The organism is Algibacter sp. AS12 (assembly GCF_046736315.1).
GTDB lineage: Bacteria > Bacteroidota > Bacteroidia > Flavobacteriales > Flavobacteriaceae > Algibacter_B > Algibacter_B amylolyticus.
Genome location: NZ_CP151841.1, coordinates 3,301,168 through 3,322,110, shown reverse-complemented (window position 1 = coordinate 3,322,110; position 20,943 = coordinate 3,301,168). Strand labels below are relative to the sequence as shown.

Annotated in this window: 9 protein-coding genes; all 9 read right to left on the bottom strand. The window is 31.5% G+C overall.

Annotation, left to right across the window (positions count from 1 at the left end; translation table 11 throughout):
* Nucleotides 1-16: 16 nt before the first annotated feature.
* Nucleotides 17-3,211, bottom strand: coding sequence for a SusC/RagA family TonB-linked outer membrane protein (locus tag AAFN75_RS13735; RefSeq protein WP_411806863.1), 3,195 nt, complete (start codon nucleotides 3,209-3,211; stop codon nucleotides 17-19).
* 462 nt (nucleotides 3,212-3,673) lie between these two features.
* Nucleotides 3,674-4,756, bottom strand: a complete 1,083-nt coding sequence (locus tag AAFN75_RS13730; RefSeq protein WP_411806862.1) for a T9SS type A sorting domain-containing protein — start codon at nucleotides 4,754-4,756, stop codon at nucleotides 3,674-3,676.
* Between the two features lie 510 nt (nucleotides 4,757-5,266).
* Nucleotides 5,267-6,727 (bottom strand): sulfatase, encoded by a 1,461-nt coding sequence (locus tag AAFN75_RS13725; protein ID WP_411806861.1) that lies wholly within the window; start codon nucleotides 6,725-6,727, stop codon nucleotides 5,267-5,269.
* Nucleotides 6,728-7,025: 298 nt separating this feature from the next.
* Complete coding sequence (locus tag AAFN75_RS13720; RefSeq protein WP_411806860.1) at nucleotides 7,026-11,030, bottom strand: response regulator; 4,005 nt, start codon at nucleotides 11,028-11,030, stop codon at nucleotides 7,026-7,028.
* Nucleotides 11,031-11,181: 151 nt separating this feature from the next.
* Nucleotides 11,182-13,023, bottom strand: a complete 1,842-nt coding sequence (locus AAFN75_RS13715) for a prenyltransferase/squalene oxidase repeat-containing protein (RefSeq protein WP_411806859.1) — start codon at nucleotides 13,021-13,023, stop codon at nucleotides 11,182-11,184.
* 19 nt (nucleotides 13,024-13,042) lie between these two features.
* Nucleotides 13,043-14,464, bottom strand: coding sequence for an arylsulfatase (locus tag AAFN75_RS13710; protein ID WP_144116342.1), 1,422 nt, complete (start codon nucleotides 14,462-14,464; stop codon nucleotides 13,043-13,045).
* A gap of 53 nt (nucleotides 14,465-14,517) precedes the next feature.
* A complete protein-coding gene (locus tag AAFN75_RS13705) occupies nucleotides 14,518-15,993 on the bottom strand; it encodes a sulfatase (RefSeq protein WP_411806858.1) in 1,476 nt (491 codons plus the stop codon).
* Nucleotides 15,994-16,020: 27 nt separating this feature from the next.
* Complete coding sequence (locus tag AAFN75_RS13700; RefSeq protein WP_411806857.1) at nucleotides 16,021-19,170, bottom strand: glycoside hydrolase family 2 TIM barrel-domain containing protein; 3,150 nt, start codon at nucleotides 19,168-19,170, stop codon at nucleotides 16,021-16,023.
* Between the two features lie 124 nt (nucleotides 19,171-19,294).
* Complete coding sequence (locus AAFN75_RS13695; protein WP_411806856.1) at nucleotides 19,295-20,596, bottom strand: T9SS type A sorting domain-containing protein; 1,302 nt, start codon at nucleotides 20,594-20,596, stop codon at nucleotides 19,295-19,297.
* Nucleotides 20,597-20,943: the final 347 nt, after the last annotated feature.

Sequence of the window (20,943 nt, the reverse complement as noted above, 5' to 3'; positions counted from 1 at the left end):
TTCCATCGGTATTTTATTAAAATTGAAGTTGAACACCTAATCTATATTGTGAAGTTAGCGGATATCTTCCTTGATCTATTCCTCGGGTGCTTAACCCATTACCTCCTACTTCCGGATCAAAACCAGTATAATCTGTTATGGTAAGTAGGTTTTGACCTTGTATATAAAATCTACATTTACTAAAACCTAAGTTATTAAGTACCTTTTTAGGTAAATTGTAGCCTAAGGATACATTTCTTAATCTTATGAAGTCTCCATCTTCTAAAAAATATCCAGAGGCACCTCTATAAGATGATGATTGACCACCATCATACCATGGAATATCTGATGTTGGATTTTGTTCTGTCCAAGCATAAAAAAGATCTCTATGTGTTCCTACTTGATACGCATAAGCCTTACCTCCATTCATGATTTCTGCTCCAAAGGCTCCATACCATTGCATGGTGAAATCGAAACCTTTATAGTTTGCTGAAATATTTAGGCCAGCTTCCCAATCTGGAGTTCCACTACCGGAGTATACTCTATCATCATCATCAATAGTTCCATCCCCTGCATCTGCAACACCATCGCCATCAGTATCTACTGTTAATTGATCGATATATCTAAACTCTCCTATTTGTGCACCCGGGTCAATAGTTTTATATTCTTCAAGCTCTTCTTGTGTTTTTATAACACCATCCGTTTCTCTTAAGAAAAAAGCAGCAGCTTCATAACCTTCGGTAATAACACTTACCAACTCTTGGGTACCAGCATCGGAAACATAACTTCCATCTAAATAAATAATTGGGTTGTTTAAACTTGTTTTTGTAACCACATTACTATTACTAGTATACGTTGCAGCCACGTTCCAATCAAAACCAGATTTTCTACCCTTATGTTTGTATTTTAAACCGTATTCCACACCCGTATTTTGCATGTTACCTACATTGAAGATAGTGGTTCCGTTATTACCATTTACACCTGTAGAAGGTGGATTAATTACTTGATAAAGTAAGTCTTCCTTTTCATTCTTATAAACATCTGTAGTAAAGGTTAATTTGTTTTTAAAAAACCCTAAATCGAAACCTAAATTTGTTTCAACATTAGTTTCCCATTTTAAATCTGCGTTAGCATAATCAACTTGTGTTGTTCCAAGTACAACTTCTCCAGAATTAGGATTATTAATGTCTCCAGAAGCATTATCACTTCCAAAAACATAATCACTACCAACTTGAACAACGGTTTGATTACTATAAGCACTAAATCTATCATTACCAGTAGTTCCATACCCCATTCTCATTTTAACCGAGTTTACTGTCTTTTTTAAAGGCTTCCAAAATGGTTCGTCTGAAATATTCCAACCCACTGATACAGATGGAAAAAAGCCCCATCTATTATCTTTACTAAATTGAGAAGAGCCATCATATCTACCACTCGCACTTAATAGGTATTTACCATCAAAATTATATTGGATTCTTGCAATGTTCCCAATTAGCGTTCTTGTATAATCCTGACCTCCAGACTCTACTGTTCCAATATCTGAAAAATTATCCAATACGGTAATTGCAGGGTTTATGTTCGATCTTTTTTCTACACGGTAACGTTCATTTTCTGACTTTTCAAAAGATGTACCTAGCAATAGGTTGAAGTTATGTTTTCCTAATTGTTTTTTATAATTAACAAACTGCTCTGATGTGATTTTAGAATATGTAATATCTGTTAGTCTAATTGACGTTATGTTATCTGGATCGGAGATTAAATTACCATCAGTATCAAAAACATCAAATCTTGGTACTTGTCTTTCTTGTTTTTGATCGGAATAAGTTGCTCCAAATCGCGCAGTAAACTTTAATTCTTTAATGGGATCAAACTCTATTTGAATATTACCCGTATGCGTATTTATAAATCTTTCATCTGTTGTTTTGAAAGATCGTGCTTGACTAGCAATACGTCTAGCATCATTTAGAAAGTAATCCTGATTAGGATTGCCTATAGGTGCCGCAGCATTTTCTAAAGAGTTAGTATCTAAGTCTATTTGAGTTGTAAAAGGTCTTAAACGATAAATTCTATTTGTTAAGCCACTTAAAGGCACCAGCTTTTCATCTCTTCTAAGATTTAAGCCTGTTATAACCTTCCATTTATCTTTTTTAAACTCCACATTGGATCTGATGTTATATCTTTTAAAATCTGAATTATAAAAAATACCTTCTTGACCAAAATAATTACCATTAAAACTATATGTTAAACCCTCTTTTCCGCCAGATATATTAATAGAGTGATTTTGAATAGGTGCCATATCATTTAGCAATAAATCATCTAAGGTGCTATTGTTTGTGAAATTATTTGGATTTCTATGGATATCTCCATCTACATTACCCTTAGTTTTAACTTGGTTGATACTTGTGCTTGTTAGCTGCACATAGGTATACTGCTCCTTAGTCATAAGATCGAACGTTGGGTTGATATCTTGAAATCCATATTCTGAATTTACACGGATACTCATTTGGCCAACTTTACCTTTTTTGGTTGTAATTAATATAACACCACCAGCAGCACGTGTACCATAAATTGAAGCCGATGCTGCATCTTTTAATACATCTATAGATTCAATTTCACTAATACTTAAACCAGGGTCCGAATCAAAAGGAATACCATCTACTACATATAGCGGTCCGTTTTGTCCATCTATTAATGAACTAAAACCACGAATTAAAATATTTGCTTCTTCTCCAGGAGCACCAGATGAAGATGATACATTAACACCTGCTATTTGACCTTGTAAAGCTGTACCAATATCAGAAGTTGTTACTTTTTCTAATTCTTCTGCTTTTACTTGTCCAACGGCACCAGTAACTTCTTTTTTAAGTTGTGTTCCATAACCGACAATAACAACCTCATCTAGAGTAGAAAGATCTTCTTCCATTACTACATTAATAATAGTTTGATCTTTTATTAAAATTTCTTCATTGATAAAGCCTATATAGGAAAAAACCAATGTTTGTCCTGCTGCTATGTTAATAGAATAATTACCATCAAAATCGGTAACTACACCTTTATTTGTTCCCTTAACTATTATACTGGCTCCTGCTAATGGTAAACCTGACCCGGTGACGACACCTTTTATCTCTTGTGCATGTAACGCGTTTACACTTAGTGATAACAAAAAGGTAATTAAATAAACCTTGATTTGCTTTTTTAAAAATAGTTTTCTTTTAAGTATCTCTATGTTCATATTTACTAAATTTAGTTTTTGTTATATTGGTTTTAATGGTTGTTAAAAATCACAGATAAAAATTATTTTTTTCAAAGTCTTTTATTACTAAAACTTAATAGGTCAAATATAGAATACAACTGTTGTTTTTATTAGGTCAAATGATTCAATTCTTAGGGGGAATAAATCAAATTTAGTCTTTAACCCTAGTAAAACAGACGATTTATAAAAATTCATGCTTATTCTTGATATATTTCTTTTTATTCTTTATAATCTTTTTTTTGCATTATAAAACAATGCACTATACTCAACTTTTTCTAATAAAAATTAGTTAAAATAAAAGGAGATTCCCTACTAAACAAAAACTAACAAAAGCAATTATAATAAGACACAAACTTAGCTACTTAAATGCCAACACATTTTAACTAATTGTTATATCTTATTTTGAGTGTATCGTTTATATTTTGACGATAAATAAGTAATCTATTTAATAATTAACTTTATACTCTTTACTTGACCTTCAAAATACACTTTAATAAAATATAATCCATTACTTAATTTAGCTGTTTGATGGTAAGTTTGCACATTGGCTGTAATATTAAAATTATCTATTACTTTTCCTTGGATATCAAAAATTTTGCATTCTGCAGTTTGTAAACCATTTGGTAACTTGATTGTTAAGCCATCTCCTTGGTTTAATGGATTTTTAATTACTAATTTATCTTCTTGGTTTATCGGATTTACACTTAAAGAGCAACTTGGATATTGCTCTACGTCTGATGGAGGTGATACTTGTCCATTAACAGCCGGTGGCATTCCAGGAACTCTGTGCCATCTTCGAAACGGAAGTGCATGTAGAATTTTAAAATCTGGTTCCTTAATCTTAATTGCATATTTAGGGGTTGATGTGTTCTTATCTTCTCGCGTTAAGGTTGCTGTTTCAAAGCCTACAGTTTTAATCAAATCAAACGCTTTTTGCATTTTTTCTAAAGCAATGTCACCTCTATCATCTATTATTCTACCTCCTCGAAAACCTTCGGTATATACAACACCCATCATCCAAGATAAAACCTTACTTCTAGTATTAACTACCTCAGCTGGAGCTGGAATAATAGGAGATGTACTTCGAGCATGGGTTGGATCAAAGTCTTTAAAAGGACCGTCTGGATGCACCCAAAAAATGATATTATTTAATCTTTTTTCTATTGCAGTTTTTTCTGCAGATGTTGGTGGAGGCGTTGTATTTAATTCTTTTTTAATATTTTCGTATCGTTCTAGATCCCAGTAGATTCCCTCTATCCCATATCCATCACCAAAAGCTTCAACCACCTCATCTCTATACTCCTTTATGGCCCAAATTTTACCTCCATGATAGGTAATCCCATCTATTATTTTACTGTTTTCAAATTTGGCTTCTCCATCTCCAAACCATAGGCCTGTAAACAATGCTGTTTTGTTATAATCAAAGCATTCTTCTTGATTTTGGGCTAGAATATTATTACTAAATAATAATTGAAAAGTGAAGAACACATAGATTAATTGCGGTAATAAAGTACTTTTTTCCATAATTTACTTTGTTTAATTTTGGTTTTAGTGGTTGTTAAAATCATAAATAAAAACTATTAGTTATAAGCTATCTATTATAGAATCTTAATAGGTCAAATTTAAATTAGAATTGAAGTTTTAATTAGGTCAAATAATTCGATTTTTAGGGAGAATAAATCAAAATTGCCTTTAAAACCGAATAAAAACAAAGGATTCTTATAACTTCATTTTTTTACAGTGCTTTTTTCAGTTGTAAAAAATCTATTTTGTTAATTATAAAAAACAAATAGCTTTAAAGCACTTCAGCTAATTAATACATTGAATTTTAAGATACCACATAACAAACCTGAGACACTTAACACAAGTATTTTATAAAAACGTAAATAGCCACTACACCGCTAAAACTTTTTAATAAATTTTTATATCTTGGTTTGAGTTTGCAACTTAATTTTTGATTTGTATTTGGAAGGAAGACATCCAAATTGCTTTGTAAAGGAGACTTTTAACGCTTTATGTATTAAACTACCTATTTTATCGGTCAGCATCATAAAAAATCATTGGTCCAGCATTCATATCATTCAATGGTGCTTCGTATTTTGGAAGCCACTTTATCATATGCTTTTTTTGAGCTTGATATGTATCAATATTAGCCAAATTTTTAATTTCAAGTTTATCCACAGCATTATGATATAATTCTTCGCTACCATCATGATATCTAATATATCGCCAATCTTTTGTTCTAATGGCATAGTTTCCTCTCCCCATAGTAGTAATTGCAGGAATATCACGTTTTAATTGTGGGTTTTTAAGCCATGGAGTCAAATCAATGCCATCAAGATAAGTTGGAGATTTAATACCTGTTAGTGCCATGATGGTGGGGTAAATATCGACAAGAGATGTACTTTCATTACACACCCTTCCTTTTTGTATATCCGTACTCAAATCCCAGATTATGAGTGGAACACGGGTTGCTCCCTCCCAAAGCGTAAATTTTCCTAATTTTGATTTACTACCGTAATGATTACCATGGTCTGACCACAATATTACAATAGTATTCTTGTAATTTTCACTATTTTTCAAAGCCGTTATTATTCTACCAACTTGATTATCTATAAATGAAAGCGTTGCTAAATAAGACTGAATAACCAATTTCCATTTGTCGGCCTGTTTAATCTTCTTATCATCATTACCATTATGTATGAATTCAATGCCTACAGGTGGAATATCATCCAAATCTTCTAAATAAGTAGGAGTGATTTCTAATTCATTATATAAGTCAAAATATTTTTTAGGAATCATATTAGGTAAATGTCCTTCATATAAACCTAATGCAAGAAAAAAAGGAGTTTCATGTTTTTTTTCAAGTATTTCAATTCCGTAATTAACCACATCATACGACTGGTAGTCTGAGTCATCATTCAGGGTAGGATAAAATTTCCGAGATTTACTAAACGTATAACCTAAATCTTCAATAGGCTTCATCTCCTTTTGTTTTGGAGTGTAGTGTCCTGTCCATTCATTTTTACCATGCATGTGGGTATATGTCCAATTGTAGCAATGAATTTCTCCAGATGCAAATGTATTGTATCCATTTTCTTTAAGTAATTGTGGTAAAGAAATAAATTCTGGAGTTTTTTTTCGTATTTCAACCTGCACCTCTTGCATATCCTTATTATAACGATATAAACCTGAATTAAAGGCATGCTGTCCAAATAAGATAGCATTTCTGCTAGGGCCACAGGAAGGCGTTGTGCAGTGAGCATTTGCAAAATTAACTCCCAAATCGGCAACTTTGTCCATATTTGGTGTGATAGCTTTGTATCTACCATCTAAAAAGCCTACAAAATCATTGACATCATTTATACTAAGAAATAAGATATTTGGTTTCCTATTGTTTTGTTTAAGTTTGGTTTCTTTACTACAGGATACAACTATAAAAAATAGTAACAAAAAAGAGCGTTTATAAATGTAATAACGTATTGGCTTACCCATGTTTAGTTTCTTATTCTTTAGATTATTAGTTATTTAATTCTAAAATTAAAATGCTTATTACTAATACATTCCTTAATTCGGAATATTAAAAACAATTGGGATAGTAAAAACGTCACTACTTTCCGTTAATGTTTCTGCGCGAACACCTATTTATTAAAAATTATTTGGGATATAATAATTTATGAAACAAAATTATATAAGTACAGCTGCTCTAATAGAGACAAATGATTCAATTGATAGGGTGAATAAATCAAAATCACCTATTATAATCTATTAATAACATGCTTTTTGCATAAATTCAACCATTATTTACTTGCAACTTAATTTTTGATTTATACTTGGACGGAAGACATCCAAATTGCTTTGTAAAGGAGACTTTAAAGTATTTATAATCGTTAAACCCTACCTGCATAGCAACATCGGCCATTTTCATATTTTCAGTAAGAATTAACTCGGCAGATTTTTTTAATCTAATCGAACGAATAAACCCTGTAAGAGAAAGCCCTGTAAGCGATTTAATTTTTCGGTATAACGTAGATTGACTCATATGGCAAATATCAATCAAACTATTAATTCCAAATTCCTCGTTAGTAAGATTTTCTTCTACAGCAGTAATTACTTTATTTATAAATTCAAGTTCAAAATTACCTGTTTCAACTTTTGAAACCGTTGGTTCAAAGCGTACTTTATTTAAAAAATACTCTCTGGTTTTAGATCGATTTTCTAGAAGTGAAGCAATTCTTGCTTTTACAATCTGAGGATCAAAAGGTTTTGTTATAAAATCATCTGCTCCTGTTTTTAAACCTTTAATTTCATACATGTTAGATGATCGTGCGGTGAGCAAAATTACTGGAATATGGGACGTACTTATATTGGATTTTAAACTTTTGCAAGCTGTTAAGCCATCCATTACTGGCATCATTATGTCACATAGTATTAAATCGCAATTTTCTTTTGATGCTATTTTTATACATTGCTTTCCATTTTTAGCCACCAATATATTGTAATGCGGTGATAAAAACTGACGGATATACTTTCTAATGTCCTTATTATCGTCTACTATTAATATTGTATTGTCCTTTTGTTCTATATCTAAATTTTTAATATTTAAATCATCAAGATCAAGTTTTTCATATATTTCAATCTTATCAGTATTTCTAGTATCTAAATCAATATCTTTAACGCTATAATTAATAGATAAAGGAAATTTAATTATAAATTCAGTTCCCTTATTTATTGCACTATTAACTTCTATTTTACCATGATGTAATTCAACAATTTTCTTGGTAAAACTTAAACCTATACCACTACCAATAAAATCGAAGGTATTTGTTGTTTGTATTTGAAAAAAGCGATTAAAAATTTTATCTTGAAATTCCTGGCTCATTCCAGCTCCGTTATCTTGAAGCTTTAATACACAAAAATTATCTTCTTCACTTACAGATAGTTTTATAGTTCCACCTTCTTTAGTAAACTTAAAAGCATTGGAAATTATATTACATAATACAATTTCTATCTTATTTCTATCAAAAGGAAAATCAATGGAGTCATTAGATTTACTAAACTCATAATTATAGTTTTTTTCCGCAGCTTGTTCTTTAAAATAAAGAAACACTTCTTCTGTAAATCGAGCAAAATTCCCATCACTTACATTTAGTTTTAATAGTCCATGGCCTGCTTTTCTAAAATCAAGTAATTGATTAATAAGGTTAAGTAAACGTGTTGCATTTTTATCTACAGTAATTAGTTTTTCGGTTACCTCTGTTTTTAAATCCGTCATTGAAATAAGCTCTTTAACAGGCCCCGTAATTAACGTAAGTGGTGTTCTAAATTCGTGAGAAATATTAGTGAAAAATGTAAATTTAGCTTCACTTAATTCTTGTTCCTTTTTTAATGTATTTCGCAGTTTGGAATGCCTTAATAGCATATAATAAAAACTGGTAATTACTAAAGTAAATACTACGAAATATAATAAAAAAGCCCATGGACTAAGCCAAGGTGCATAATTAATCTTTATATTAAGCGGCTTTGGTTTAGACCATTGTTGTAAATCTTTTGACGAGCTTATTAGTAGCTTGTAATTACCTGGTGGCAATCCAACAAAATGAACCTCGTTTTGTGACTTTAAATTTACCCAATTGTCCTGATAGCCTTCTAACTTATATCTATAATTATTGACTTTGTTTGCAAAATTGGAACTTGCAAAACCTATTGCAAACGACTTTTCTTTATGAGTAAATTCAATATCCTCAACATAACTAAAATCTTTATTAAGATTGACAAATTCATATTTAGGATTGCTAGGTGTTACCACCTCATTATTAACATATAAATGTGTTAATGTAATATCGGTATTTTCTACTATTTCTTTTTTTATATTATCAGGCTGAAAATATGTTAAATTTCCTAAACCACCTGTATATATCCACGAAGCATCATCCTTATAAAAACTTCTTATATAGAATTGCGATGTGTAAACACCATCATTTCTTCCATATTCTACGAAAGACTTATCCTTGATATTTAAGCGAACTAAATTGGTGGTAGTGGTTAACCAAAGTATATTGTCATGACTCGTAATTCCGCAAATAAAATCATTGTAAAGTCCATCTGCTTTTGAAAATTTATCTATTAACTTTAATGTATTATTTATATATTTTAATTTAAACAAACCTTCGGGAGTTCCTAACCATATAAAACCATTATCTACAAATGCAACATTAATGATAGCCGGTAAAGATTCATCGAAAAACTCAGCATGATGAACAAATTCCTTATTCCTATAGTCATACATATACATACCGTTGTAGGTTCCTATCCACATGTTGTTATCACTATCTCGAACTACAGAAGTAATTCGGGTGCTTCCTAATGATTTTTTTTCAGTATTGTAAGTAAACTGATCTCCAATAACCGGATTTTTAGGATTAGAGACATCTAATAAAATAACCCCGTCTTGTTGCGTACCTACCCAAATCAATCCTTCCTTTTCTGCTAAGTAAGCTGTAGCTAAAGGAATTTTAATAGAACTTATTTTTTCGCCAGAAGCATTTAATAAAAAACATTCATCGGGAGTTCCAACATAGAAAATAGAATTATCCTCATAAATAGATAGTACTTTTTTATTTCCGATTTCTCTAACTTGGTTGAGGTTTGCAAGAGAGTCTCCAATAAATAGACCATTGCGTAAAGTTCCAAGCCAAAATTTTTCTTTTTTAAGTATTGAAAGTATAACAAGATTTTCCTTTAAAACTGAATTTTGAACAAGGGCATCTAAGTTTTTAAAACCTTTTCCTTCTGTTAATTTTACTATGCCTCCTAATCCTGTTGCAATCCACAACACATTATCTTTATCGTTATGGATATTTATTACAATATCATAATTAACCGTGTTTTTTTCATTTGGAGGATATACCAAGTTTATTTTTTCAAACTCTTGTAAACCCTCATTATACCTATACAGCCCATTTCCCCATGTACCAATCCATAGGCTGTCTGTATTATCCAAATGAAGTGTTGGAAAATAATCTGTTTCAATTCCAGTACTAAATTTTTTAATACTTAATTTTGTGAAATCTAGTTGAAAAATTTTTTTATTTTCTTGAACTCCATCAGACAATGTGCTTATCCACAAACAATTACGTTTAGCATCCTCTACTACATCTGTTATAGTAGAAAGTTCTTCATCTAGTACAAATGAAAAAACTCGTTCTTCTGAAGGATCATACTTTTTTAAAGTATTTTTAGAGCCAAACCACATATTACCATAATCATCTTTTATGATACTAAGAACCTGTTTAAAAGGATAATGTTCCAACAATTCATTATAAGTATTATTAATAACAAAAAGACCATTTTCGCTAGTTCCAACCCATATATTTCCATTGGAATCCTCATTAATTGCCCGAACTCTTAATGCTGCTCTTTCGTTACCTGTTAGCACAGTATTAAAATTATCTAACTCACCAGTTTCTAGTGTTATTCTAGACAAACCACCACTCTTAGTTCCAATCCAAAGATTGTTTTTACTGTCTATAAAAAGAGTTTCTATATTTTCATTATGAAGTCCTGGATAATCTGGTCCTGGTTTTATAGTTGTATAACTATTGCCATCATATTTAATAAGTCCATTTTCTGATGCAATCCATTTAAAATTTAAAGAATCGCTTACGACCTGAGACACATAATTATGAGAAAGTCCTTGATCTGTTGAAATATAATCGATTAAATAATCCTGATTAAATTCTTGAGTATATCCTAAATAGGAATAAAAAAATAAAAATGTCAAGAACAACTTATGCATGTATATAATTATTTTAATTTAGTGTGATAAATTACACCAAGTTTTATTTTATATATTATTTCTTTTGAAATTATATGATATATAACGATTAGTAAAATATTAATTTAATTAATAATTAAACTAAAACTACCTTGTTATTTAAATTTTCTTTTTATTCATCTTCCCACCATTGCCATACTTTCCTGTGTTTTTTTAAGTAGGCAATAGCCGCCATTCCGCCATAATACCTAACGGAACCGGAGGGCATATGAATAACACAAACAGATCTATCGTTTAATGAAGCATCTATATAGTCCTTATAATTATAGTCTTTAGCTATAAATACATTTCTAAATTGCAACAAATTTTTTCGCCATTTTACTACATTGCCATGAGCATCTCCATCTGCAATAATAGGTAAAACACCTTCCCAACGTTCTTTATAAGGAAAATGTCTAACCCAATCTATATTTCCAAAATGCGCACCAGGTACGGCATTATAACCATTGCCACTACCCAAACCATCGTCATAAACCTTATACGCGTTTAGCATGGTATAATCCAATTCTGGGTAAAAAAGTGTGCTGCTTTTTAATTTTTTCATTGGGCGTATAACTTCACTTTTAAAACGTTTCCAAGTAAGTCCTGTTTGTCCAGCAAAATAAGCTATTTTATATATCTGCGCTTCTGATTCTGATAAGTTTGGTGGAATTATAAAATTAGAAACATGATCTGCTTTTTGTCTATTAGGCCATAACAACTTATGACTGTAATTTTCAGGTAATTCTAAAACCTCTAATGGATATCCTTTTTGTTTTGCATACCTCCTATTATTCTCTACTTGGGAGCTTATACCTTTATTTAAATCAATCGTCTTTATATTTGATTTTACCCCAATCAAATTTATTTTCATATTAACTATAGAATCAATCATGCCTTCTCCTCCAGAAGGACTTTTTTGGTAGGATTGAAAAATGGAGTACTTGTTTTCTGGTATAATCTTTGTTTTTTGTTTTCGACTTTTAGAAGTAATAGCCGTTGTAGCATTTAATGTGAGTGCATTTAATGAAGAAACCGCGTAGTACGTACTATATAGTCTAGATTTCCATTTTGGTCTATCTCCAAAACCTCCATCGTAATTTTGAAGTGAATTTAACCAGGTAATACATTTTTTAGTGTTTTTAGGTTTAACTCCCAATGCATTTAAAGCTTGTATTGCAGACCAAGTATACCAAACATCTGCTTTATTACTAGTTTCTTTACTATCTGGACTATATTTAAACCCGCCTTCCTTTGTTTGACACGATTGAAGCCAAGCAATACATTTCTCTGTATTAGGGATTTCCTTGCCTAAACGCTTTAATGTTAAGATTGCATAACTAGTAATTATTAAATTTGTTTCAGCATTTTCAGCGGTAGGCGAATCTGTAACATCATCCACAAAAGCACCATTCTCTGCCTGTCGCTTTATTAAATAGTTTTCTACATACTTTTTATTTGAAACATTACCATCTAACAAATACAATGCTCCCAACATATGCCACAGTGATGGTATATCAAAAAAATGCCCCTTAGTATATCCTCTTACCTCTAAGTAATTTTCTCTTGGCTTAAATTTAATGTCCCAGTTCTGGTTTCGTTTTACTCCAATTTCAAAATCTACATGAGTGCTATTAAAAAGTTTGTACAAATGAGCTTTTTGAAAAAAGGACCAATACCAAGGTCCATTTTTTCTAGAATTTATCTCAATCCAAGATTTATTACCATTTTCAAAAGCTTCTTTTTCTCTTGGTATTTCTGCTCCAAGAATTTTAAGCGTATGCAAGGCTGGATAATTCCAAGCTAAATCTGTATATTCTTTATTATGTGGGCCAAAGGCACCGTTCTCTTTTTGATGATCTATTAAATAAGATACAACCGAAGAAGCATCAATATTTTTTTTCTGTGCAAAATTTACAAGAGAAATAAAGCATATAGAAAGAACGACTACATGTTTTGCAAACTTATTAATCATATATAGTTCTATTTAAAAATTACTGCTTGCTAAAAAACTCTACATCATAACGTGTGTTTTCAATTAACTGCTCTATTTTTTCAACAACATCTGGGTGCTTACTTGCTATATCATTAGTTTCTCCTATATCTGTGCTTAAATCGTAAAGTTCTAGTTTTGCATTTGGATTCTTTGCTATACCACTTCTAACAGCTTTCCAATTATCCATTCTTACAGCTTGACTTTCAAATGAATTTCTTTTCTTAGGGTCGCCACCTTCTTTCCATCCATAATGGTACTTATAAAATTCCCAATATAGAAAATCATGTTCCTTTTGTTCTTTACCATGTAATTCTGGAAGAAAAGAAATTCCATCTATATTTTTAGGAGGTTCTATTCCCGCAATTTCACAAGCGGATGGTAAGAAATCTGAAAAATCAGATATTAAATCACTTGTTGTACCTGCTTTAATTTTACCTGGCCAACGCACAATCATTGGAGCTCTTACGCCGCCCTCGTAAAGGTCTCTTTTAAATCCTCGTGACGGACCATTACAATCGTAATACTTATTTACATCGCGCGTTGGTCCATTATCACTTGAGAATATTACAATGGTATTTTCATCAATATTTAAACTTTTAAGCAACTCAATTATTTTTCCAATATCGCCATCCATGCGAGTAATCATTGCCGCATAATTTTTAATTGGCTGTGGCATATCTAAATCTGAATAAGGTGCATCGTCAGGCACTTGATACTTACTATGCGGAATCGTATAAGGCAGATATAGAAAGAAAGGTTCTTCTTTATTTTGCTTAACAAAATCCAATGCCTTATTAGTGAAAAGATCATGACTATATTGTATCTCTTGCTTATTTACATTTTTTTCTAACGCATATTTCTCTTCATTTTCCCATAGGTATTCTGGATAATATTCGTGAGCATTACGCTGATCGAGATAACAAAAAGAATAATCAAAACCTTGGTTGTTTGGACCACCTACAGATTTTGGACCTCCTAATCCCCATTTCCCTATAACCCCAGTTTTATAACCGTCATTTTTCAGGATTTCAGCAACTGTTACTGTACTATCTGGAATTGGTAAATTTCCTTCCTCTTTTATTGAAAAATTACCTCTTATGTAAGCATGAGCTGTATTTAACCCGGTCATAAGTACGCCTCTCGAAGGTGCACAAACCGTACTTCCTGAGTAATGTTGTGTAAATCGCATACCTTCATTAGCCATTCTATCAAGTACAGGAGTTTTAATTATTTTTTGTCCATAACTTCCCAAATCTCCATAACCCATATCATCAGCAAGAATATATATAATGTTTGGTTTTACTGATGGTGCCTCTTGAGGTTGCGTATCAGATTTCTCCTTACACGACTGACCCAAAATAACTATAAGCCCCATAATTATTAATAGGTATTGACTTTTACAAATTTTATTAATTATCATTTCTTTATATTTTGTATTAATTGTTATAGGGTGTATTTATTGGTATTATATTTTTATTTTCTATCCTTACTTAATAAAGTTTTTTCCCAATAATTTAAGTATGCTTCATCAGAAATATCTGGAGAGAGTCCTTTTGCTTCCATCTTCTGCTTAAATTTACCTTGCATTAATTGATTTGCAAAGTCTATTTCTTTTTGGTCCTCTGGATAAGTTCCTAAATCTGTATCTTTTAACCATTTGTCTAGCGCATTTTTATGTTTAATTTTTTCAGAATTGTGTGCTTCGGAATCAGCCAAATTATGTAATTCAAAAGGATCGGCGCTCAAATCATAAAATTCTTCCGAAGGTCTAAATTTACTAAAGAATGGTGCTTGATCTGCATTAAGCTCTCCTTTCTTATACATTACTTGCATTAAGGTTAACACCGGGTAAAAATTCTTCTTATAGGCATTAAACTGAGTGTAAGGCCTATCTGTATAATAATTTCGAATGTATTTATATTTTTTACTTCTTACCATACGTATTCTGTCTACCGTCTCATCTCTACGATCTCTCATTGCATAAACATAGTCTCGTTGAGAATCACTTTGAAGAAAGTCTTTACTCTGAATGTATTCTGGAACCGTTGCATTTGCGATTTTCAAACTTGTAGTTGCTAGGTCTAAATTATTTATGAGTTGATCATTTACAGTTCCTGGTTTTATTTTTCCTGGCCAACGCATTATAAAAGGTGTTTGGATGCCCGCATCATATAAAAACTGTTTTGATCTTGCCATAGGTCTTCCTTGATCTCCTATAAACATAACTACAGTGTTTTCAGAAAGGCCTTCTTTGTCCAATTTATTAAGTATTTCTCCAACCTCTTTGTCTACTTGTTGAACAGTTTCCAAATACATAGCCCAATCTTTTCTAGCAAGGGGATGATTAACATAATAAGGCGGAAGCTTTACATCGTTTGGATTTATTGGATGTACCGTATCCTTAACAAAAGGTCTATGTGGATACTTTATTTGAATCTGCGAAAAGAAAGGTTGTCCTGATTTTCGATTTTCCCATTGCTTACCATCAAAAAGATCTTCTTGTGTGTGGATAAAATTATAATCCGTTTTACCCTTATTCGTCACATAATAGCCTGCATTCTTAAAGTATTCGGTAATAGGTTTAACATGATTAGGTAGTGAATCTTTAAATTGTGTTCTATGTTGATGACAATTAATACTTGTAGGGTACATACCAGTAATCATAGACGATCTACTCACAGAACAAACAGCCGAAACTGTAAACATATTAGTATAACGCGCTCCTTGACTAGCGAGTTTGTCAAGATTAGGTGTGTAAATTAAATCATTTCCATAACACCCTAAATCTACACCTAAATCATCTGCTATAATCCATAAAATATTGGGTTTTTTCTCTGATAAGGCTTTATTATCATTTATAGCCTTACTATTTTTATCAGAACTTGAATTCAGACATGACGTCATTACAAGTAAAATTCCAATATTTAAATATTTAATTATTTTAAGCATATTGCGTGGTGTTTAGTTTATTCGGATTTAATTCTTTTTGCTTATTTCGGGTTTAATTTCAAAACTATAGGCATAACGCTTGTTTTTCAAACGGTAAGGTTCATGTGGTTTTGATCTCATAGTCCAAGTATCATCGCCACCAAGTCCCATTTGCTTATAATCTATATTTAAGGTAATAAAATCTCGTTTTGGAAGCTCTACAATATGTTTAAATGTTTCTAAATCGAGCATAGAATATGGCCATGCACTAACACTTAAAGGTTGTAAACCTCTTACATGCCAGCCTATGTTTTCGTTATCTAATAAATTAAACCATTTAACTTGAGTACGATTGCTGCTTTCTTGAGGTTTAACATAATTCACAAAATCTTTAGTAACCTGTGCGCTATAATCTCCAAATGCAGCTCCTTTATTTCTATCTGAATAATTTTCATGAGGTCCTTTACCAAACCATTGCATATTTTCTAAGTTTTTAGAAACTTCCATTTGAACGCCAAAGCGCGGAAGTTCTGGTAGGTCCTCTGATCCAGGCATATAAACACAGGTAACTTTTATATAACCATTTGGTTGAATTTGATAAGACATTTTATACTTAGAATCCATGTTTTTCATGCTATAACTTGCTTCTATCTCAACAAGTTTTGCTTCACTATTAATTTTAAAATCATCTAATATTAAATTGTCAGCTGCGGTTTTCCACACAGCTTGATGTTTACCAACCTTTGAACCTCTCTCATCATTATCTGTAATTGGGCGCCAAAAATTAGGTTTCATTTCTGAAAATAAAATGTCCTTATCATTAATTTTATATGAACTTAAGAAACCAGTTTTTTTATTAAACGATATTCTAGTATGATCACTTTTAAGTTGTAGTGTGTTTTTATCATTTAATATCTCAATTTCAGAAGATGTAGAATTGTAAGTGGTACTAGAATAGCTTTCATCATAAGGAATTTCAAACTGATCCCAACCTACAACATCGCCTTTTTGTGCCCAAAGCGTGTTTTCTTTTAATTTAAAACTCACAGTAATATAATATGATTTACCAGGAGTAAAATTTGGAAGTTTATAAGGTAATTTTACCTCAACGGTTTCTTTTGGCTTTATATTTAAATCATTAATTATTCCAGTTTGTACTACTTTTCCATCTTCTTCAAGTTTCCATTCTAACTCATACTGACTTAAGTTTAGAAAATTGTGTCTATTTTCCACGTTAATAAGGCCCTTATCAATGGATACAATACTTGCCGTCATTGGCTGAAATATTTTTTTACATTCCCAAGCTGCCGGTTGTGGTGTTTGATCTGGGAAAATGACTCCGTTAATATTGAAATTCTCAGAATTAATAGTATCTCCAAAATCGCCACCATAAGCCCAAAATTCTTGACCGTTTTTATCTTTTTTAATAAGGCCTTGATCTGTCCAATCCCATATAAAACCACCAATCATTCTTTTGTTTTCACGAATAGCGTCCCAAAACTCTGCTAGATTTCCTGTGGAATTACCCATAGAGTGTGCATACTCGCACCACATTACTGGTCGGTCATCTCTAACATCATTTGCAATTTCAACAACTTCTGGAATTGAAGTATACATACGGCTTACCACATCTACATATCCAGGATCTAACGTACTATCTTCATATTGCGCACCCTCATAATGAATAAATCGAGTTGGATCATATGATTTTATCCACCCTGCCATAGAAGCATGATTAGGTCCCATTCCAGATTCATTTCCTAATGACCAGCCTATTATTGAAGGATGATTTTTATCGCGCTCTACCATACCAATAGCACGCTGTAAAAATGCTGAATTCCAATTAGGATTATTTGTTAATTTACCACCTACACCATGAGTTTCAAGGTTAGCTTCATCTAAAACATAGATTCCATATTCATCACACAGCTCGTACCATCTAGGATCGTTAGGATAATGTGACGTTCGAACGGCGTTAAAATTAAATTGTTTCATTAATTCGATATCCTTAAGCATTGTTTTCTCATCTACAACCTTACCTGTTCTTTCATTATGATCATGACGATTTACTCCATATAATAATATTGCTTTACCATTTACCCATAATTGGCCATCCTTAGTTTCTACTTTTCTAAATCCAATTTTAGAACTTCGTGCCTCTATTATATTGTTATTTTCATCTTTTAGTTTTATAACCAGATTATAAAGGTTTGGCGTTTCTGCAGACCATTTCTTAGGATTTTCAACGTTTTCTTTTAATAATGCAAATTCTGTAGCTCCACTATAAGGGTATTTTTCATTTATAATGTCATTTACATCTTTTGCAAGTGGATTTTTTAAAACTGAATGCCCTTTATCATCATATAGCGCTACTTCAATATTCCATCCATTTAATGTTTTATTAGTTTCATTAACAATTTTTGGTCTTATTTCTAAAACAGCATCTTGATAGCTACTATCTAAATTTGTACGAACAAAAAAGTCTTGAATATAAGTGTGAGGTGTGGCCTCTAAATATACTTCTCTATGAATACCGCTTAAGCGCCAATGGTCTTGATCTTCAAGATAACTTCCATCACTCCATCTAAAAACTTTTATAGCCAATTTGTTTGTTCCCTTAGTTAAGTATTTTGTTATATCAAACTCAGCAGGTAAACAACTATCTTCGCTATACCCTACTTTTTTTCCATTAACCCACACATAAAATGCAGAACTTACACCTCCAAAATGTAAAACCACTCTTTCGTTTTTCCAATTAGCAGGAATTTTAAATTCTTTAACGTAACAACCTGTAGGGTTATCATTAGTTGGAACGTAAGGTGGGTTTACTGGAACAAATGGATATATTGTGTTTGTGTAAATTGCAGTACCATAGCCTTCTAATTCCCAGTTGGCAGGTACTTTTATATCATCCCACTTAGAGGTATTAAACTTATTTTCATAAAAATCCTGTGATGATTCCGCTATCGTTTCTGACCATTTAAATTTCCAATTACCGTTAAGAGAATGGTATCTATCAGAATTAATTTTATTTCCAATAATCGCATTTTTTTCACTTTCATATGAAATAGAAGTTGATCGAGCTGGTAGTTTATTAATACCAAATACTGCAGGATTTTCCCAATCATTATTTTGTGAAAGAATTAAATTTGAAGAAAAAGTGATACATATAATTGATAAAATTCTTAATATTTTCATTGAATTTAAGTAAGTAGCATCTCTAAAAAATGCTGTTAATAAAACTTGATAGCGGTATTGGAAATACAAATTAATTATAATACTATTATTTAAAATTTAAATTAAAAGATGGAATATATTTCCCCTATTTATTTACAACCAGTTTTTTAATACTATCTCCATTACTATCTCCCTTTATTCTAACAACATAAACACCATTATTTAAGTTTGAGATATTAATCTTGCTATCTATAATTTCATTTGATTGTAAAACTAGTTTACCAGTAATGTTATAAATACTAACAGAAGACGCTAATTGATTTAAGCTATTAACATAAAGCACATCTCCTTTAGTTGGGTTTGGATACATTTTAAAAGCTTTGTCATTTGTTACTCCATCTTCAATATTTAAAGTTACATAGCTAAATTCAGATGCAACATTATCAATAGTTACTGTATCCCCAGCTTCTGCATCTCCTCGAAATCTAAGTCTAAAAAGAATCTTATTAAATGGTTGAGAAACTGCTTTACTAATTTCTATGGTTTCCCATGTATTTATAGCATCTATACCTATTGATCCTGAGTTTATGGTTTCAACAGTATTATCTGCCGCATCAAAAGTCCTTATAGAGACTTGAAATTGTGCACCAGCATTTGTAGCCATAGCATCTAATTGAGCCGTAACTTCTGATGGATTTACAGTTTGTCCAAAATCAAAAACCACATTATCTATACTATTACCCTGAGAGGTTATAGGTCCATCAAAAGCAATTTGAATTGCATTTGCACTTCCATTTCCTGCAACAGCAGTTGGACTGCTCATAGATACATCTGAACCGTTTAAAGTCCAATCATGCAAAGGGCCTGTTTCAAAACCTGGATTACTAACGTATGCACTTTCTGATGTTATTGTTATTAATGTTATTGTTATGCTCTCAATTTTAAGCGTTCCAGTAACACCTGTAGCTGCATTTTTATTTGCTCTTAATGAGAACCTTTCAATTCCGCCATCCGTATTATCTGTGTTTCTAGGCACATCAAATTCAAAAGTAGACGTTCCGCTACCAGCAGTAACTATAGGCATTGTAAATGCTGTAGACTCTGCAGCTGTAAAACTAATACTCCCTTCATCTAAATTTACAAATTGCCATTTATCGTTATCTGTAGCATTTTCTGCAACTATGGTAACTCTAATTGTTTGATTAGCAGCAACTGCTAATAATGGAGCAAAAAATTCGCTTCTTATTTGAGGAAACCCAGTGCCCACTCCTTTGCCCTCAGCAAATAAGAAACCACCCGATGGGTTTGGTGATGCTACGGCTATATCTAATCCTCCATCTGTCCATCCCTCAGTATCATTATCTACATCAAAAGTGTAATCTTTTAATTGTCCTATTGCTAAAAAAGGTAATACCATTAAAATGCATAAAATTGTAATTTTTTTCATAATCTGTTTTAGTTTTTAATTAATAATTTGTTCTTAGTTAATAACCTATTTAAATAGATTAATTGTAAAAGATAAAATCCTTAACTAAATGCTTAATTTCAAAAACTCATAAAAACAACGACTGTTTTCTTTTAGCGCGAAACATTAAAAATTTAAACTTTCTTAATAATTTATTTTAAAATAAATCAAGATTATCGCTTAGATTTTATAACAAGTAAATAATTGAGGTATTTTAGATATTCAAATATAAATTGCACCTGCCAATTTTATTAGGTCAAATGATGCAATCAATAGGGCGTATTAACCAAAAGACTCCTTATTCCCTTTAAAATCTATATATTCTTAAA

Coding starts and splice junctions, on each gene's coding strand:
- AAFN75_RS13735 (WP_411806863.1), bottom strand. CDS start 3,211: ATGAACATAGAGATACTTAAAAGAAAACTATTTTTAAAAAAGCAAATC.
- AAFN75_RS13730 (WP_411806862.1), bottom strand. CDS start 4,756: ATGGAAAAAAGTACTTTATTACCGCAATTAATCTATGTGTTCTTCACT.
- AAFN75_RS13725 (WP_411806861.1), bottom strand. CDS start 6,727: ATGGGTAAGCCAATACGTTATTACATTTATAAACGCTCTTTTTTGTTA.
- AAFN75_RS13720 (WP_411806860.1), bottom strand. CDS start 11,030: ATGCATAAGTTGTTCTTGACATTTTTATTTTTTTATTCCTATTTAGGA.
- AAFN75_RS13715 (WP_411806859.1), bottom strand. CDS start 13,023: ATGATTAATAAGTTTGCAAAACATGTAGTCGTTCTTTCTATATGCTTT.
- AAFN75_RS13710 (WP_144116342.1), bottom strand. CDS start 14,464: ATGATAATTAATAAAATTTGTAAAAGTCAATACCTATTAATAATTATG.
- AAFN75_RS13705 (WP_411806858.1), bottom strand. CDS start 15,993: ATGCTTAAAATAATTAAATATTTAAATATTGGAATTTTACTTGTAATG.
- AAFN75_RS13700 (WP_411806857.1), bottom strand. CDS start 19,170: ATGAAAATATTAAGAATTTTATCAATTATATGTATCACTTTTTCTTCA.
- AAFN75_RS13695 (WP_411806856.1), bottom strand. CDS start 20,596: ATGAAAAAAATTACAATTTTATGCATTTTAATGGTATTACCTTTTTTA.